Raw genomic sequence first — 16,178 nt, forward strand, 5'->3', positions numbered from 1 at the left:
TCCGACAGCTCCATATGCGGCTTCATATGGAAGGGCACGCGCACGCGCGCGGTCAGCCGCCCCTGTTCCTCCAGCGCCGCAAGCAGCGCGCAGGTATAGCGGTTGCCATCCATATTCACCATTGTGGTGATCCCCTGCGCCGCGCAATGCGCAAGCCCCGCCACGACCTTATCAAGGTCCGCCGCAAAGGTCGCCTGATCCGGCCAGGGCTCCGGCTCGCCCCCCGTGGCGATCCCCAGTTGCAGATGCGCCTCTCCGCCAAGGGCCAGCACCGGACCAAAGGCCTCGAACTCCCTCAGTTCCCCGGTGGCTGTGCCGTCCGGCCCCATCACCACCTCATGGCCATGCGGCATCTGCGCCCCATGCAAAAGCCCCGCCATCTGCAAGGCCAGCGTATTGGCCCAGACCGTATGGTGATCGGGCGCCATCATCGCGATGGGCCGATCCGCGATCACCCGATCCAGATCATGCCGTGTCACAGGCGCGCCCAGAATCTCATAGGCCGCCCCCTGCGCCATCAACAGCGCGCGCTCCGGGTTCTTGGCCGCATAGTCCAGAAAGGCCGCCTTCAGCGCATCAAACCCCATCACGCCGCCGATCTGCAATTGCACCAGTTCGGCCCCGCCCAGAACCAGATGCAGATGGCTTTCCACGAAACCCGGCAAGAGCGTCCGCCCCCCCGCATCCACCACCCGCGTCGCAGGGCCGGCCAGCGCCGCCACCTCGGCCCCGCCCACGGCCGCGATCCGGCCTGCCCGCACCGCCACGGCCTGCGCGAAGGGCCGCCCCGCATCCATCGTGATCACCCGCGCATTCATCACGATCAGATCAACGTCCATCCCTGCCCTCTTCTTCATCTTGGTCAAAAATACTCTGGGGGGAGCGTCGCCGAAGGCGGCGCGGGGGGCAAGGCCCCCCTAACCCCGCTGCCCCACCCGCTCCGCCATCACACATAAAAGCTCGAACATCAGCGAAATCCCCAGCCAGGCCGTGCCGCCCGAGGGGTCAAAGGGCGGGCTCACCTCCACAAGGTCCGCCCCCACGATATCCAGCCCCCGCAAGCCCCGCACCACCTCCAGCGCCTGCCAGCTGTTGGGTCCCCCCACCTCCGGCGTCCCGGTCCCCGGCGCAAAGGTCGGATCGACGAAATCGATGTCATAGGTCACATAGGTCGGCCCTTGGCCCACAATCTCGCGCGCCTCGGCCATCACATCTTCCACCCCACGGCGATGAAACTCGGCAATCGGGATGATGCGGATGCCATTGGCGGCGGCGAAATCCCAATCCTCCCGCCCATAGGCGGTGCCCCGGATGCCGATCAGCACATATCGCTTGGGATCGATCAGCCCCTCTTCCACCGCGCGGCGGAAGGGCGTGCCGTGATTATAGCGCGACGTGCCGAAATAGATGTCGTTCAGGTCGGTATGGCTGTCGAATTGCACCATGCCCACGGGGCGCGCCTTGGCAACCGCCCGCAAGATCGGCAGCGAACAGAGGTGATCCCCGCCCCCGGTCAAGGGCAGAACCCCCGCCGCCACCACGCGCGTATAAAAGGCCTCCATCCGCGCCAGCGAATCCATCAGATCGCCCGGATTGGGCGCCACATCCCCCAGATCAGCGCAACGCGCCAATGCGAAGGGTGCCACCCATGTCGCCCCATTCTGCGCCCGGATCATGGTGGACAGGTCGCGCAACTGCCGTGGTCCGTGGCGTGGGCCGGGGCGGTTCGTCGTCCCCCCATCCCACGGCGCGCCGATCAGCCCGATCTGCACCTCGGCCAGACGCGGATCGTCCAGCCCCACATGCGGCAGCCGCATGAAGGTCGGGATGCCCGCGAATCGTGGGAGGTCAAACCCCGATACCGGCGTGAAAAATCCCTGCCCTGTCCCCTGCCCCGCCATCGCGCATCCCCTCTCGCCCGTTGATTCCCGCCCCCATCCAACCGCCCCTGCCCCCGCTTGTCAGCCCCGGAACCGACATCCCCCTCCGCCCACTTGCCGATTTCCGCAAGCCTGCCCCGTTCCTCTTGACCTCGGCCCCCGCTTCCCCCCTTATCGACCCTGTGCCCCGGAGGAATGCATGTTCAGCAAGACAGACCCGATCGCCCCGCCCGCCCCGCCCAGCCGCAGCCCCTCCTCCGGTGCTGCGACAAATGCCGGGAAATCCATCCTCGCCTCTGATCTGCGGATCACCGGGGAAATCACCTCCTCCGGCGCGGTCGAGGTGTTTGGCGACATCGACGGCACCTTGTCGGCCCGCAGCCTGCTGATCGGCGGCGAAGGCGCCGTCAAAGGATCGGTCAGCGCCGAAACGGTCGAGGTGAAGGGCAAGCTTGACGGTCGCGTCTCGACCCAAACCTTCACCCTCCGCGCCACCGCAAAGGTCGAAGCGGATGTGAACTACACCTCCCTCGTGATCGAATCCGGCGCGCAGATCGAAGGCCGCTTCACCCGCCCCAAGGGCTGATCGCGAACGGCCAGCGCCGCAACCGGCCCCCAATCGGGGGCCGTTTCCATTTGGCCCGGCAGGCGCCTTAAGCCGCTCCTGCCGCCAGCCGATCCCGCAACAGCCGCCGCAGGATCTTGCCGGAAGCCGATTTCGGAATGGCATCGGTGACGATGATCCGATGCAACTGCTTATAGTGGGCAAGGTTGCCCTCCAGATGCGCGCGGATCGCCGCCTCATCCGGCCCGCCCTCGGCGCGCACCACAAAGCCAACGGGATATTCGCCCACCTCCGGGTCGGCCTGCCCCACCACCGCCGCATCCACGATGCCCGGCAGCGCGATGAGCGCCGCCTCCACCTCGGCCGGGGCGACCTGAAACCCCTTGAACTTGATCAGCTCCTTCAACCGATCGACGATGAACAGATAGCCATCCGCATCGATCCGCCCGATATCCCCGGTATGCAGCCAGCCATCGGCATCCAAAGTCGCCGCCGTGGCTGCGGCATTGTTCAGATAGCCCAGCATGACCTGCGGCCCCCGCACCCATAGCTCGCCCTCGCCCCCTGGCCCCTGATCCTGCCCCGTCTCAGGGTCAACGATCCGCGCCTCGGTATTGGCCAGAAGCAGCCCCGACGCCCCCGCCCGCGCCGCGCGCCCCGGATTGGCATGCGACACAGGTGACATCTCGGTCATCCCATAGCCTTGCAGACAGATGCAGCCCAGCCGCGCCCCCACCGCATCCGAAAGCTCTGGCCCCAAAGGCGCCGCCCCCGAAAAGACCTGTTCCAAGGCGGAAAGGTCGAACTGATCCACCATCGGATGCTTGGCCAATGCCAGCGCGACAGGCGGCACCACCCACATGCGCCGCGCCTTGTGGTCCTGCGACAGGCGCAAGAACATCTCCAGATCAAAGCGCGGCAGGGTGATCAAGGTCCCGCCCCCCGCCAGATGCATATTCATCAGCACGGTCATGCCATAGATATGGAAAAACGGCAGGAACCCCGCCGTCGCCTCACCCGCGCGGAAATCCGCGATCTCGACGATCTGCTCGACATTTACCGTCAGGTTCCGATGCGACAGCATCACCCCCTTGGGCAGCCCCGTCGTGCCCGACGAATAGGGCAAAACCAGCACATGCCGCTCAAGGTCCACCGGAACCTGCCCGGCCAAGGGCGCGCCCATCAGCGCGGTCAGCGGCAACGCCCCCTCCCCCGGCCCGATCACCGCAATCTCGCGCACCCCCGTCCCCGGCACCGCTGCGCAGGCCACCTCAAGGAACGGGCCGATCGTGACCAAAAGCTCCGCCCCCGCATCCTTCAACTGATGCGCCACCTCCGGCGCGGTATAGGTCGGGTTGATCGTGGTGACCGTGCCGCCCGCCAGCGCGACGGCATGAAAGACCACACAGAATTCCGGCATATTCGGCGCCATGATCGCCACGCAATGCCCCGCCCCGAACCCGGCCTCCGTCAACCCGCCCGCCAAACGGCGCACCTGATCCATGAAGTCCCGCGCCGTCAGACTGCGCCCCGTCGGGCCATCGATCAGCACGACCTCATCAGGTCGGGTTTCCAGATTGGCAAAGACCATCTCGGTGACAGACACAGCCGCCGGCGCGATGGCCGACCTTGGGCTTTTATAGATATGCATGGCAACTCCTCCCCTAACCGGGATCAGATCACAGCCACGCCGCTCTGTCTTGAACTTATTCGCCGAAGGCAGGCTTCACCCTGCCCTCCCCCCATCCACCGCCCCCGGCGGTATCGCATAGGTCATCGACGCCCGCGCCACAGGCGCCGCCTCCCCTTCCGAAAACAACAGCGCATCCCCCACCGCCAGCACCCGGCCCAGCTTCAACAGCCGCGCCTCCGCCAGAACATCCCGCCCCGCCACGGGCTTGCGCATGAAATCCATGCTCGAATTCGTCGTCACCGCCAGCGACACCGGCCCAAGCCTGCTCAAGATCGCCAGATACAAGGCCACATCCGCCAATCCAAACATCGACGGCCCCGACACCGTGCCGCCCGGTCGCAAATGCCGCTCTGCCACCCGCAACCGCAGGGTCACGCCGCCCGCATCCGCCCGCTCCACGGCGAAATCCTCTGCCACCTGCGCGAAATCCCGCCGCAGGAACAGCGTCAAGGCATCGCGGTCCATCTTCAATTCCATGCGCTTCCCTCTTCCGCCGCCAACCCCTATCGTCTGGCAAAGCCTGAAGGGGGATGCAATGACCGAAGACCTGATCCAACGCCAAGACGAGGGCGGCATCGCCACGCTCACCCTCAATTCCCCCCACAGCCTGAATGCCCTCTCCGTGGCCATGATCGCGCGCATCACGGCAGAACTCGACCGCCTCGCCGCCGACCGCTCCACCCGCGTCGTCATCCTGCGTGGCGCGGGCCGCGCCTTCTGCGCGGGCCACGACCTGAAGGAAATGCAGGCCGCCCGCGAAACCGCCGATCGCGGGGCCGCCTTCTTCCGCCAATTGTTCGAAGATTGCGCCGCCATGATGCAGCGCCTCCCCCTCCTGCCCCAGCCGGTCATCGCCGAGGTGCAGGGCATCGCCACCGCCGCAGGCTGCCAGCTTGCCGCCTCCTGCGACATGGTCGTGGCGGCCGAAGACGCGCGCTTTGGCGTGAATGGCGTCAATATCGGCCTCTTCTGCTCCACCCCCATGGTGGCGCTCACCCGCAAGGTGCCGCCCGCCGTGGCGTTCGAGATGCTCACCACCGGCGAATTCCTCCCCGCCCCCCGCGCCCGCGAAGTGGGGCTGGTGAACCGCACCGCGCCCGTGGCCGAGCTTTCCGCCACCACCCGCGCGCTGGCCGAGACACTGGCCAGCAAACTCACCGCCGCCGTCAAGATCGGCAAGCGCAGCTTCTACGATCAGATGGGCCTGCCGCTCGATCAGGCCTATGCCCTGACCGGGGCCGCCATGGTGGAAAACATGCTCTGGCGCGACACGGATGAAGGCATCCGCGCTTTTCTGGAAAAGCGCAAACCCGATTGGGCCTGATCGGATAGAGGGGCAATCACCCATCCTGCCCCCGTAGGATGGGCCATCCGGCCCATCACCTCCATTAATGACCTCTAGGATGGGCCATAGGCCCACGGCCCAGCGAAGAAAGGTTAATGCACCCTTTTCCCACCGCGCGTGGCCACAGTTTGCTGCACAGAATCCGGCACAAAACAGGGCACAGCCGTTACCGCCGCTCGGAACCCGTTAATCCCCTGCAATCAACGCCTTACCGCCAGCGCGCCCGCCGCCGTCAACGCCAGCGCAAACCCCACCCCAATCATCAACCACACCCCTCCCAGCGCCACCAATCCGGTCCCGATCAAGGGCGCCACCGCCATCGCCGCCAGCCCCGGAATGGCCATCATCCCCGACACCGCACCGTATCTCTCCTGCCCCAGCGTCTCGGCCACCAGCACGGGCCGCAGGATCGTGATGATCCCCATCGCCGCCCCCTGACAGATCGCGAAACCCACCGCCGCCGCAGGCCAGACCACCGCCAGCAGCAAAAACCCGGGCGCCAGCACCAGCGCCCCAACCGTCACCTGCGCCGCCGCCCCGGTGCCCAGCCGCGCCCCCGCCCCCGCCAGCACCAACCGCCCCGCGACCTGCGCAGGCCCAATCGCCGCCGCCGCCAGAATCGCCAGATCGGCCCGCACCGCCAGCGCTTCCAACATCGGGCGGATATGGTTCACCAGCATCCAGTGGTTCAAATTGACCAAGGAAAACAACACCGCAAGCCCCACAAACCCCGGCATCCGCAGCACCTTACCCCAGCCCAGCCGTGGCACATCCCGTGCCGTGACCTCGGCCTCCGTCCCCCGCGCCATCACCCGCGCCGCCCAGACTTGCAGGGGCAGCATCACGCCCAACGCAACGCCCACCGCCACCCAAACCGCCCCCCGCCAGCCCCATTCGCCCGCCAGCCAAGCCCCCGCCGGAAAGGCCAGGGTCGAGGCCAGCCCCGCCACCAGCGTCACCCGCGTGATCGCCCCCCGCGCCTCTGGCCCGAAACGTCGGATCATCATCCCGAAACAGACGTCATAAAGGCACAAGGCCTGCGCCAGCCCCAGCCCCGCCCAACCCAGAAACCACCCCACGGCCCCCTCGGCCACAGCCAGCACCACCAAGGCCGCCGCCCCAATCACAGGCCCCGCCGCCATCATCGCGACCGCCCGCCCCCGGTCCAGCGCGCGGCCCACCCCCGGTGCCACCACCGCCGACACCGCCGTGGCCAGCAAAGGCCCCGCCGCGATGACCCCATCCGACAGCCAAGCCTCGCGCTGCCAATAGATCAGCAGCGCCGCGAAAATATAGAAAAAACAGGCATATCCCAGCGCCTGCGTCAGGGCGAGCGTCCAGACAGCCCGCCCCTCGCCTCGCTCAAAGGTCATAGATCGCCGCGAATTTCGCCTCGATGTAATCCAAAAGCGGCCCCTCATCCGGATCGAACCCGCAGGCATGGGCAATGGTGTCGCGCGGCGTCCGCAGCCCACCATGGCGCTGCACCTTTTCGCGCAGCCAGCCCGTCGCAGGCGCAGCATCGCCCTCGGCCAAAGCCGCGTCCAGATCGGGAATATCGGCCCGCAGCGCACGGTGCAGACAGCCTGCGTAAACATTGCCAAGGCTATAGGTCGGGAAATAGCCGAACAGGCCCACCGACCAATGCACATCCTGCAACATGCCATGCGACGGCCGATCCACCGCCACGCCGAAATCGGCGGCAAAGCGGTCGTTCCACGCCGCCTCCAGATCACCCACCGCCAGATCGCCCCGGATCAGCGCGCGTTCCAGATCGAACCGCATCATCACATGCAGGTTGTAATGCACCTCATCGGCCTCGGTGCGGATGAAGCCCGGCTGCACCCGGTTCACCGCCGCATGGAAGCTGTCGGCATCCGCAACACCGAAATCGCCAAAGCGCGCGCGCATCTGCCCGAACATCCATCCGGTAAAGGCACGACTGCGGCCCAGCTGGTTTTCATAGATGCGGCTCTGGCTTTCATGCACACCCATAGACACGCCCGACCCCAATGGCGTCAGGCGATAGTCTGGGTCTATGCCCAGCTCATAGCAGGCATGTCCCACCTCATGGATGGTGGAATAGAAACAGTTGAACGGGTCCGCCTCCGCCACGCGCGTGGTGATCCGCGCATCATCCCCCGACCCCGATGAAAAAGGATGCACCGCGAGGTCCAACCGCCCCCGGCTCCAGTCATAGCCAAAGGCCGTGGCCAGATCGCGCGCCATGCGCATCTGCGCCTCTTGCCCAAAATGCCCTTCAATGGCAATGGGTTGCTTGGCCGACCCCAGCACGCGCTCACGCAAGGCCACCAGCCGGGGCCGCATCCGATCAAAGATCGCACCAATGCTTTCCGCCGTGGCACCCGGCTCGTAATCCCCGATCAGCGCATCGTAAGGATCGCCCCCCTGCGCCAGAGCCGCGCCCTCCTCCTGCCGCAGCCGGATCACATCGGCCAGCACGGGCAAGAAGCCCGGCACATCCTCGCGCGCCCGCGCCTCGGCCCAGATGCCCTGCGCCATGCTCGTCACCCGCGCGATCTCTTGCGCCAGCCGTGCAGGCACCTTTACCGCCCGGTCATAACTCCGCCGGATCAGCCGCAACTGCGCCGCCGCCACCTCATCTGCCGCCGCCGCCGCCGATAGCCAGTCGGCAATGCGCGGATCGGTGCGCCGCGCATGCAGCACCCCCTCCATCGCCGCCATCTCTTCGGCCCGCTGCCCCGCCGCGCCGCGCGGCATGACCGTTTCCTGATCCCAACCCAGCCGTCCCGCCACCTGCGCCAGCGCCTCGGTCTCGCGCTGGAACGCCATCAGATCGTCATAGGCCGTCATGCCGTCCCCTCCCGGATAGACCCTGCCACCGGATACCCGGCCATATGTCGTGCGCGGATGATCAGCACCCACAAGATCACGGCCCCAATCTGATGGGTGATCGCCACATGCACATGCGCCGCCGTCAGGACTGCCGCGATGCCAAGGCCCATCTGCGCCACCATCATCGCCAGCACGGCATGAAAGGCCCCGCGCGTCGCCGCATGCGCCGACCGCCGCCCCCGCAGCCAGACGACCACGGCAAAGACAAACAGAAGATAGCCGCTCATCCGGTGCATGAGCTGCACAAGCCCCGGATTTTCAAAGAAAGCATGCCAGATGGGCAGGCTGCCGCCATTGCCATCCGGCACATAGAAGGCATCCGCCGGAAAAAACTGCCCATTCATCAAGGGCCATGTCGGAAAGGCACGCCCTGCATCGATCCCGGCCACCAGCGCGCCCAGCAGGATCTGCAGAAAGGCGAAATGCATCAGCCCGGTGGACATGGAAAACAGCTTTGCCTCCCGCCCCCGCCGCGCCTGCATCAACTCGGTCTCCGTCCGCCCCAGCAGGAAGACATACCACGCGATCAGCCCAAGGATGACAAAGGCCAACCCCAGATGCGTGGCAAGGCGATAAGAGGCCACATCCAGCATCGTCCCCGTCAGGCCCGACGACACCATCCACCAACCGATGGCCCCCTGCACCCCGCCCAGAACACCCAGACCGAACAGCCGCCCTGTCCAACCCGCCGGGATCTGCCGCGCAACAAGAAAGCCCAAGAAACCCACCAGCCAGACCAGACCGATCACCCGGCCCATTTGCCTGTGGCCCCATTCCCACCAATAGATGACCTTGAAGTCCTCAAGGCTCATCCCCTTGTTCTGCAACTGATATTCCGGGATGGCGCGGTATTTCTCAAACTCCGCCTCCCAGGTCGCCTGATCCATCGGCGGGATGGCCCCGGTCACGGGCCGCCATTCGGTGATCGACAGCCCGGAATCCGTCAGCCGCGTCATCCCCCCCACGGCGATCATGGTCGCAACCAGCAAGAACAGCATGACAAGCCAAATCCGGATGCCCCGCCGCGCGCCGCGTGCCTTGGCGGCGATCATGCCCCCCTGCGGCGGGGCGGATGCCACCCCCTGCCCCACCTCTTCAAAGATGCTGCGCTTGCCAGCCCTGTCCCTGCCCGCCATCTTGCCGTCTCCCTCATTCGGCGCGGAGGGTATGCCCACCCCCCGCCCCCTTCAAGGGGCTGCGGCGAACTGCGCGCGTCTTCCTGCGCCCGGCTTCATCTTGGCAAAAATACTCTGCGGGGGTCCGGGGGTGCAAAACCCCCGGTCCAACGCCCAGCACAGGCGCCTCACTCCCCCTGCTTGCGCAGCTTATAGGCGATCTGCCGCAGCATCCCGTGAAAGGTCTGCACCTCGGCCCGCGTCAGGCCCAGCCGCGCGAACATGTTGCGCATATTCAGCTTCATATGCGGCGCCTTATCCGGCGGATAGAAGAACCCCGCCACCTCCAACCGCTCCTCGAAATGATCCGACAGCCGTTCCACCTCCAGCCGCGTGGCGAATTCGGTCCGCGCCAGACCCATCACTTCCGGCACAACCTCCTCGGTCTGCCGCCGCCATTCATAGCCCAACAGCAGCGCGCATTGCGCAAGGTTCAGGCTAGGGAAATCCGGGTTCACGGGCACGGTCACGATGGCATTGGCGGGCACAATATCCTCATTCTCCAGCCCCGCGCGTTCGGGGCCGAACAGGACCCCCACCCGCTTGCCTTCTGCCACCATGGCCCGCGTCATCTCCATCGCGCGTTCGGGCGTCACGACGGGCTTCACCAATTCCCGCCCCCGCGCCGTGGTGGCAAAGACGAAATCGCAATCGGCAATCGCAGTCGGGATGTCGGGGAAAATCCCCGCATGATCCAAAACCCGCCCCGCGCCCGACGCCATCGCCACCGCCTTTGGATTGGGCCAACCGTCGCGCGGATCGACGATCCGCATCCGTTCCAGCCCGAAATTCAGCATGGCCCGCGCGGCCGCCCCGATATTCTCGCCCATCTGCGGGCGAACAAGGATGAAACAGGGCGGGATCGTCTCAGTCACGGGGGCGGCCTCTGGTTAGGTCATATCCGGGCCAGATACGCGCCCGCGCCCCACCGGACAACCCCAAGCCGCCCTCGCCTTCCCCGGAAATCTGCGCTATTCCCGCCAAAACGCACGCCGGAGCGCCCCATGGCCGACCAAGACCGCCCGCAGATCTATCTCATCACCCCGCCCGAACTGGACCTCGACGCCTATCCCGACCAATTGGCAGCGGTGCTGGACGCGACTGAAATCGCCTGCCTGCGCATCGCCCTTGCCACAAAGGACGAAGACCGCATCCTGCGCGCCGCCGACGCGATCCGCCTCACGGCACATCAACGCGATGTGGCGGTCGTCATCGAACGCCATGTTCTTCTGGTGGAACGCTTGGGCCTTGATGGCGTCCACCTCACCGACGGCGCGCGCTCACTGCGCAAGGTCAGAAAAGACCTGCCCGAGGCCATTATTGGCGCACATTGCGGCATCACCCGGCATGAGGGGATGTCGGCGGGCGAGGCTGGGGCCGATTACGTCTGCTTCGGCCCGATCGGCGCCACGCCCTTGGGCGATGGCTCCCATGCCGACTGGGACCTGTTCCAATGGTGGTCCGAAATGATCGAGGTTCCCGTCGTCGCCGAAGGCGCGTTGACCGTAGAACTGGTGGAAAAATTCGGCCCCGTCACCGATTTCTTCGCCGTGGGCGAGGAAATCTGGTCCAAGGACGACCCCGCCGCCGCGTTGAAGGCCCTGCTCGCCCCGCTCGGGTGATGGGTAGGGTGGGGTTCGACCCACCCTAAAGCCGCCCTTCCAACCCTTTCCTTACCGCCGCCTCGCAATGGGCAGCCAACGCCTTGCGATCCGGGAAGGCATCCACCGGGACGGGGTCATGAAACACGACCTCCACTCGCCCCTGTCGCCTCTGCGCCAAGACCATCAGCAGATGGCCCGCAAATTCCATATCCCCCCACCAGCCATAGAAGCGCGGATCGCACCCCTCCGGCGCGCGATAGGCCAGTGTCACGGGCTGGATCCACATCACCTCTTCCAAACCATGCGACCAAAAGGCCGCAAAAAGCGTGGATTTGAAGGGCAGCACCCGCACCGCATCCGTGCTGGTGCCTTCGGGAAAGAACATCAGATGATGCCCCGCCCGCAGCCGATCCTCGAACACCGCCTGCTGGCGCTTCGCCTCGCTGCCCTTGCGCGCGATGAACACCGTCCCCGTCGCCCGCGCCAGCCAGCCGATGGCTGCCCAGCGCTCCACCTCGGATTTGGCGACGAAATACCCTCGCTGCGCCGCATTCAGCGCGAAAATATCCAGCCATGACGCATGGTTGGCCACCACCGCCCCGCGCTGCCGCATCACACGCCCCCGCACAATCAGGGGCAGGCGCAGGATGCGAAAGGCCATCTTGCAGACGAATTGCGTGATATAGGGCGTCCAAGGCCGCTGCACTCCGAAGAGCGGCCGCTCCACCAGCCGCAGCGCCAGCAAAAGGACCAGACAGCCATAGGTCACGCCCCCCAGCAGCGCCCCGCGCCACAGAACCCGGACCCAGCCCATGGCGCCGACCTCGGGCACCTCCATCCGGGCCTCTTTCCACTCCTCTTCCGCTGCGCTCAACCCCGGCCCCGCGTATAATAGCCGCGATGCCGCGCCGACATGCGTTCGGTATCCATCACCAGACAGACATCCGTTGTGTTGAAATCGCGGTCGATCCACGCCCCCTCGCCCACGAACCCGCCCAGACGCAAATAGGCCTTGATCAGCGCAGGGGTCGCCGCCATCGCGGCCTTGCGGTCCAGCGCCTCTGGCGGCAGCAAGTCCATCCGTTGATACCCATCCCCCCGCGCCACAACGCGCAGGCCGGGCGGCGCCAGATGATGATGATGCAAATAGGCCAAGGACGGCGTAAGCCGCGCGATATCGGTGCCGTGGAAACTCGCCACGCCAAACAGCACCTCAATCCCCCGCTCCAGCACGTAATCCGCCAGCGCGTTCCACAGGTGGAACATCCCCGTCCCGCCGCGATGATCAGGATGCACGCAGGACCGCCCCAGTTCCAAAAGCTTTCGCCCGCTCTCGCGCAGGGGGGTCAGGTCATATTCCCCTTCCGAATAGAACCGCCCCTCGGGGCCAAGCCGATCCGATGGCAAAAGGCGATAAACCCCGACAACATGGTCCATCGTTTCCGGGTCGACGCGCGTGTCGATCAGCAGGAGGTGATCGAAAATCTCGTCGAAAACGTCGCGTTCCAGCCGCGCCGCATGGTCCACCAGCGGGCCATCCGCCCCCAGTTCCTCGACAAAGACCCGATAGCGCAGCCGCTGCGCCGCCTGCAGATCGCGCGCATCCCGCGCCAATCGCAGCGCGTAGATGGACTCCTCCGATATCATCCGGTCTTCCGGCATGATCCCACCCCCGGTCCTTCTGGCCCCGGCCCATTGACCAAGGATGTACGCAGTGACCCGCCCCATTGCAACGCCCGCGACATCAAACCGTTATAGCCGGGGATTGCAAATCGGGCGTGAAAGCCCATCATCTGCCGGGATCGAAAACCAGCGTCAGGTCCACCCTGCGCGCATCGATCACCACCTTGCCTTGATGTTCGAAATTCACCGTGACCCTGCCGCCGATGTTCGATTGCACTTGCCCGAGCCCCCAATCCGGTTCCGTCGGATGGCGCACGAACATGCCCGGCTCCAGAAGTTCATGCATGCCCTGTTCCTTTCCCAGTGCCGGAGTGTTCCATGTCCCCCCATCCCGACCTTACGGCCCTTCTCGGCTCGCGCCTCTGCCATGACCTTATCGGTCCGATCGGGGCCATCGGCAACGGGGTCGAACTGCTGGCCCTGACGCAGGGCGCACCGTCCGAAGAAATCGCCCTCATCGCCCAAAGCGTGGCCACCCTCAACGCACGCATCCGGTTCTTCCGTGTGGCCTTCGGCATCGCGCGCGCCGGCCAATCGCTCAGCCGGACGGAAATCCAGTCGATCCTTGCCGATCTGCATCCGCATGGCCGCCTTGTGGTCGACTGGGCCAGCCCCGCCGATCTTCCCCGCGAAGAGGTGAAGGCCGCCTTCCTCGCGCTCCTCTGCGCTGAAACCCTCATGCGCAGCGCGGGGCAGATCCGCGCCCTCAGGGATGAGGTGGGCTGGTCCTTCACCCTCACCTCCCCCCGCCTGCGCGATGACCCGCGCCTTAGAACCTTGCTCTTGTCGCCCGCTGCGGCCATCGACCCGCCGCTGGATGCCTCCGAGGTGCATTTCCCCCTCGCCGCCAGCGCCATCGCCGCTCTTGGCCGCCGCCCGGAACTGGAAGACCTGCCCGCCGCGCTCCGCTTCAGCTTCTGATCGTCCCGTCCCCGGTCACCAGATATTTGAAACTGGTCAACTGCTCCGCCCCTACGGGCCCCCGCGCATGCAGCTTGCCGGTGGCGATGCCGATCTCGGCCCCCATGCCGAACTCGCCGCCATCCGCGAATTGCGTGCTCGCATTGCGCATCAGGATCGCGCTGTCCAACCGCTCAAAGAACCGTGCGGCGGTGGCGTCATTCTCGGTCAGGATGCTTTCCGTATGCTGGCTGCCATAGCGGCGAATATGGTCGATCGCCCCATCCACGCCATCGACGATCCGCGCCGCGATGATCATGTCCAGAAATTCGCAGCCGAAATCGTCAGACCCCGCCGGAACCGTCCCCGGCACTGAAAGAAGATCGCCCTCTGCCCGCACCTCGACCCCCCGCTCCAAAAGGTCCGTCACCAAGACGCCGCCATGTTTCTCCCAGAAGGCCCGGTCGATCAGCAGACATTCCGCCGCCCCGCAAATCCCCGTCCGCCGCGTCTTGGCATTGATGACCACGCGCCGCGCCTTCTCCAGATCGGCATCGCCATCGGCATAGACATGGCAGATGCCCTCCAGATGGGCAAAGACCGGCACCCGCGCCTCGCGCTGCACAAGGCCCACCAACCCCTTGCCCCCGCGCGGCACGATCACATCGATCCATTCCACCGCCCGCAGCATGGCCTCCACCATCCCCCGGTCCCGCGTAGGCACCAGTTGGATCGCCGCCTCCGGCAAGCCCGCCATGCGCAACCCCTCCACCATGCAGCCATGGATCGCGGTCGAGGAATGGAAGCTCTCCGATCCCCCCCGCAGGATCACCGCATTCCCCGCCTTAAGGCACAAGGCCCCGGCATCCGCCGTCACATTGGGGCGGCTTTCATAGATCACCCCCACCACACCCAAGGGCGTGCGCACCCGGCGGATATGCAGCCCCGTGGGCCGATCCCATTCCGCGATCACCTCGCCCACCGGGTCCTTCTGCGCCGCAACCGCACGCAAGCCCTCGACGATCCCGCCGATCCGTCCCTCGTCCAACTTAAGCCGGTCCAGCATCGCGGGCGACAACCCCTTCGCCACCCCGAACTCCATATCCTTGGCATTGGCCGCGATGATCTCGTCCCGCCGCGCCCAGACGGCGTCCGCCGCCGCCTCGAGCGCCGCCCGCTTGGCACCAGCCTCGGCATAGGCGAGTTCCGCCGCCGCCGCCCGCGCCGCCGCCCCGATCCCGGCCATCATGTCCGCGAAATTGCCGTCCATGCCAAATGCCCCTTCATCTTGGCTGAATTACTCCGGGTGTCCGGGGGCTGGCCCCCGGTCCGACACCATCCATTTCAGACCACCATATCATCCCGATGGATCAGCGCCGCCCGCCCGGCATAGCCAAGGATACCCTCGATCTCGCCCGACTTATGCCCCGCAATCGCCTTGGCCTCTGCCGCAGTATAGCGGATCAACCCTTTGCCCAACACCGCGCCATCGGGGCCAAGGATCGCCACAGGCTCCCCGCGCCCAAAGGTCCCCTTCACTGCCCGGACACCCGCAGGCAGAAGGGATTTGCCCATCGCCAGCGCCGCCACCGCGCCCGCATCCACCACGACCTCGCCTTTTGGCTTCATCGCATTGATCCAGCGTTTCCGCGCCAGCTGCGGGTCCGCCCCCGGCACGAACCATGTCCGCGCCGCGCCCTCGGTCAAGGCCTTCAGCGGCCGCATCACCGACCCTTCCATGATGGCCATGGCACAGCCCCCCGCAACGGCAGTCTTTGCCGCCATCAGCTTGGTCTTCATACCCCCCTTGGAGAGGCCCGAGATGGGATCGCCCGCCATCGCCTCAATCTGGGGCGTGATCGCCTCCACCACGTCGAACCGCACGGCAGAGGCATCCTCCTTCGGATTGGCCGAATAAAAGCCGTCCACATCCGACAGAAGGATCAACTGATCCGCCCCCACCGTCACCGCGATCTGCGCCGCCAACCGGTCATTATCCCCGAACCGGATCTCGTCCGTCGCCACCGTGTCATTCTCGTTCACGATGGGCACCACGCCCAGCCCCAGCAACGTCTCCATCGTCGCGCGGCTGTTCAGATAGCGCCGCCGGTCCTCCGTATCCTCCAACGTCACCAGAACCTGCGCCGTCGTGATCCCGTGTGGCGCCAGCACCTCTTCATAGGCCCGCGCCAGCCGGATCTGCCCCACCGCGGCTGCCGCCTGCGATTGCTCCAGCGTCAACTCCCCCGCCGGAAGGCCCAGCACCTTGCGACCCAGCGCGATAGACCCCGACGAGACCAGCACCACATCCGTGCCGCGCAGCTTTGCCTCGGCCACATCCATGGCAAGCGCCGACAGCCAGCCCTGCCGCAGACCCGTCGCCCGGTCCACCAGCAGTGCCGACCCGATCTTCACCACGATCCGCCGCGCCGCCCGCACATCGGGCACTGCGCCGC

17 protein-coding genes (1 of these 17 cut by a window edge) are annotated in these 16,178 nt (G+C 66.1%); 4 read left to right on the forward strand and 13 right to left on the reverse strand.

From position 1 onward, the window contains the following. A protein-coding gene (locus QF092_RS05890) for an amidohydrolase (RefSeq protein WP_281468517.1) crosses the window boundary here: on the reverse strand, window positions 1–839 show its 5' portion. 823 nt of this gene lie to the left of the window's left edge; 839 of the gene's 1,662 nt are visible here — the first part of the coding sequence; it begins with the start codon at window positions 837–839; the stop codon falls past the left edge of the window. Between the two features lie 78 nt (window positions 840–917). Continuing rightward, on the reverse strand, window positions 918–1,901 hold the full coding sequence (locus tag QF092_RS05895) for an agmatinase (protein ID WP_281468519.1): 984 nt from the start codon (window positions 1,899–1,901) through the stop codon (window positions 918–920). A gap of 178 nt (window positions 1,902–2,079) precedes the next feature. On the opposite strand from QF092_RS05895, the gene QF092_RS05900 reads away from it, so the two are divergent. After that, window positions 2,080–2,466 (forward strand): bactofilin family protein, encoded by a 387-nt coding sequence (locus tag QF092_RS05900; protein WP_281468521.1) that lies wholly within the window; start codon window positions 2,080–2,082, stop codon window positions 2,464–2,466. 67 nt (window positions 2,467–2,533) lie between these two features. Here QF092_RS05900 and QF092_RS05905 read toward each other — a convergent pair whose 3' ends face one another. Continuing rightward, window positions 2,534–4,096 carry an AMP-binding protein gene (locus QF092_RS05905; protein WP_281468523.1) on the reverse strand — a complete coding sequence of 521 codons (1,563 nt, stop codon included), beginning with the start codon at window positions 4,094–4,096 and terminating at the stop codon, window positions 2,534–2,536. A 75-nt stretch (window positions 4,097–4,171) separates the two neighbouring features. After that, on the reverse strand, window positions 4,172–4,615 hold the full coding sequence (locus tag QF092_RS05910) for a PaaI family thioesterase (protein WP_281468524.1): 444 nt from the start codon (window positions 4,613–4,615) through the stop codon (window positions 4,172–4,174). Window positions 4,616–4,673: 58 nt separating this feature from the next. On the opposite strand from QF092_RS05910, the gene QF092_RS05915 reads away from it, so the two are divergent. Beyond that, on the forward strand, window positions 4,674–5,462 hold the full coding sequence (locus QF092_RS05915; RefSeq protein ID WP_281468526.1) for an enoyl-CoA hydratase: 789 nt from the start codon (window positions 4,674–4,676) through the stop codon (window positions 5,460–5,462). Window positions 5,463–5,683: 221 nt separating this feature from the next. Here QF092_RS05915 and QF092_RS05920 read toward each other — a convergent pair whose 3' ends face one another. The 4 genes from QF092_RS05920 to QF092_RS05935 form a co-directional block, all read right to left on the reverse strand. Next, on the reverse strand, window positions 5,684–6,856 hold the full coding sequence (locus QF092_RS05920) for an MFS transporter (RefSeq protein WP_281468528.1): 1,173 nt from the start codon (window positions 6,854–6,856) through the stop codon (window positions 5,684–5,686). Further along, window positions 6,846–8,318 carry a carboxypeptidase M32 gene (locus QF092_RS05925; protein WP_281468530.1) on the reverse strand — a complete coding sequence of 491 codons (1,473 nt, stop codon included), beginning with the start codon at window positions 8,316–8,318 and terminating at the stop codon, window positions 6,846–6,848. Before QF092_RS05925 ends, QF092_RS05920 begins: the two co-directional genes overlap by 11 nt. After that, entirely contained in the window at window positions 8,315–9,496 is a 1,182-nt protein-coding gene (ctaA, locus tag QF092_RS05930; protein WP_281468532.1) for a heme A synthase, read from the reverse strand. Before ctaA ends, QF092_RS05925 begins: the two co-directional genes overlap by 4 nt. 167 nt (window positions 9,497–9,663) lie before the next feature. Then, entirely contained in the window at window positions 9,664–10,410 is a 747-nt protein-coding gene (locus QF092_RS05935; RefSeq protein WP_420026502.1) for an RNA methyltransferase, read from the reverse strand. Window positions 10,411–10,539: 129 nt separating this feature from the next. Between QF092_RS05935 and QF092_RS05940 the strand changes: the two genes are divergently transcribed. After that, on the forward strand, window positions 10,540–11,157 hold the full coding sequence (locus QF092_RS05940) for a thiamine phosphate synthase (RefSeq protein WP_281468534.1): 618 nt from the start codon (window positions 10,540–10,542) through the stop codon (window positions 11,155–11,157). Window positions 11,158–11,182: 25 nt separating this feature from the next. On the opposite strand, the gene olsA is transcribed toward QF092_RS05940, so the two are convergent. From olsA to QF092_RS05955, 3 genes are all read right to left on the reverse strand, one after another. Then, window positions 11,183–12,013 carry a lyso-ornithine lipid O-acyltransferase gene (olsA, locus tag QF092_RS05945; RefSeq protein ID WP_474198318.1) on the reverse strand — a complete coding sequence of 277 codons (831 nt, stop codon included), beginning with the start codon at window positions 12,011–12,013 and terminating at the stop codon, window positions 11,183–11,185. Further along, window positions 12,010–12,786, reverse strand: a complete 777-nt coding sequence (olsB, locus tag QF092_RS05950; protein WP_281469792.1) for an L-ornithine N(alpha)-acyltransferase — start codon at window positions 12,784–12,786, stop codon at window positions 12,010–12,012. The genes olsA and olsB overlap by 4 nt, the downstream gene beginning before the upstream one ends. Before the next feature lie 142 nt (window positions 12,787–12,928). Further along, window positions 12,929–13,108 (reverse strand): DUF3553 domain-containing protein, encoded by a 180-nt coding sequence (locus QF092_RS05955; protein ID WP_281468536.1) that lies wholly within the window; start codon window positions 13,106–13,108, stop codon window positions 12,929–12,931. 32 nt (window positions 13,109–13,140) lie between these two features. On the opposite strand from QF092_RS05955, the gene QF092_RS05960 reads away from it, so the two are divergent. Next, complete coding sequence (locus QF092_RS05960) at window positions 13,141–13,743, forward strand: histidine phosphotransferase family protein (protein ID WP_281468538.1); 603 nt, start codon at window positions 13,141–13,143, stop codon at window positions 13,741–13,743. Here the strand turns inward: QF092_RS05960 and QF092_RS05965 are convergent. Next, on the reverse strand, window positions 13,733–14,992 hold the full coding sequence (locus QF092_RS05965) for a glutamate-5-semialdehyde dehydrogenase (protein ID WP_281468541.1): 1,260 nt from the start codon (window positions 14,990–14,992) through the stop codon (window positions 13,733–13,735). The two genes, QF092_RS05960 and QF092_RS05965, sit on opposite strands and share 11 nt — an antisense overlap. A 74-nt stretch (window positions 14,993–15,066) precedes the next feature. Further along, window positions 15,067–16,170, reverse strand: a complete 1,104-nt coding sequence (gene proB, locus QF092_RS05970; RefSeq protein ID WP_281469794.1) for a glutamate 5-kinase — start codon at window positions 16,168–16,170, stop codon at window positions 15,067–15,069. Between the last annotated feature and the right edge of the window lie 8 nt (window positions 16,171–16,178).

The sequence above is a fragment of the Fuscovulum ytuae genome, assembly GCF_029953595.1.
GTDB lineage: Bacteria > Pseudomonadota > Alphaproteobacteria > Rhodobacterales > Rhodobacteraceae > Paragemmobacter > Paragemmobacter ytuae.

Coding starts and splice junctions, on each gene's coding strand:
- QF092_RS05960 (WP_281468538.1), top strand. CDS start 13,141: ATGTCCCCCCATCCCGACCTTACGGCCCTTCTCGGCTCGCGCCTCTGC.
- ctaA (WP_281468532.1), bottom strand. CDS start 9,496: ATGGCGGGCAGGGACAGGGCTGGCAAGCGCAGCATCTTTGAAGAGGTG.
- QF092_RS05910 (WP_281468524.1), bottom strand. CDS start 4,615: ATGGAATTGAAGATGGACCGCGATGCCTTGACGCTGTTCCTGCGGCGG.
- QF092_RS05900 (WP_281468521.1), top strand. CDS start 2,080: ATGTTCAGCAAGACAGACCCGATCGCCCCGCCCGCCCCGCCCAGCCGC.
- QF092_RS05920 (WP_281468528.1), bottom strand. CDS start 6,856: ATGACCTTTGAGCGAGGCGAGGGGCGGGCTGTCTGGACGCTCGCCCTG.
- olsB (WP_281469792.1), bottom strand. CDS start 12,786: ATGATATCGGAGGAGTCCATCTACGCGCTGCGATTGGCGCGGGATGCG.
- QF092_RS05905 (WP_281468523.1), bottom strand. CDS start 4,096: ATGCATATCTATAAAAGCCCAAGGTCGGCCATCGCGCCGGCGGCTGTG.
- QF092_RS05925 (WP_281468530.1), bottom strand. CDS start 8,318: ATGACGGCCTATGACGATCTGATGGCGTTCCAGCGCGAGACCGAGGCG.
- QF092_RS05895 (WP_281468519.1), bottom strand. CDS start 1,901: ATGGCGGGGCAGGGGACAGGGCAGGGATTTTTCACGCCGGTATCGGGG.
- QF092_RS05940 (WP_281468534.1), top strand. CDS start 10,540: ATGGCCGACCAAGACCGCCCGCAGATCTATCTCATCACCCCGCCCGAA.
- QF092_RS05915 (WP_281468526.1), top strand. CDS start 4,674: ATGACCGAAGACCTGATCCAACGCCAAGACGAGGGCGGCATCGCCACG.
- QF092_RS05965 (WP_281468541.1), bottom strand. CDS start 14,992: ATGGACGGCAATTTCGCGGACATGATGGCCGGGATCGGGGCGGCGGCG.
- QF092_RS05955 (WP_281468536.1), bottom strand. CDS start 13,108: ATGCATGAACTTCTGGAGCCGGGCATGTTCGTGCGCCATCCGACGGAA.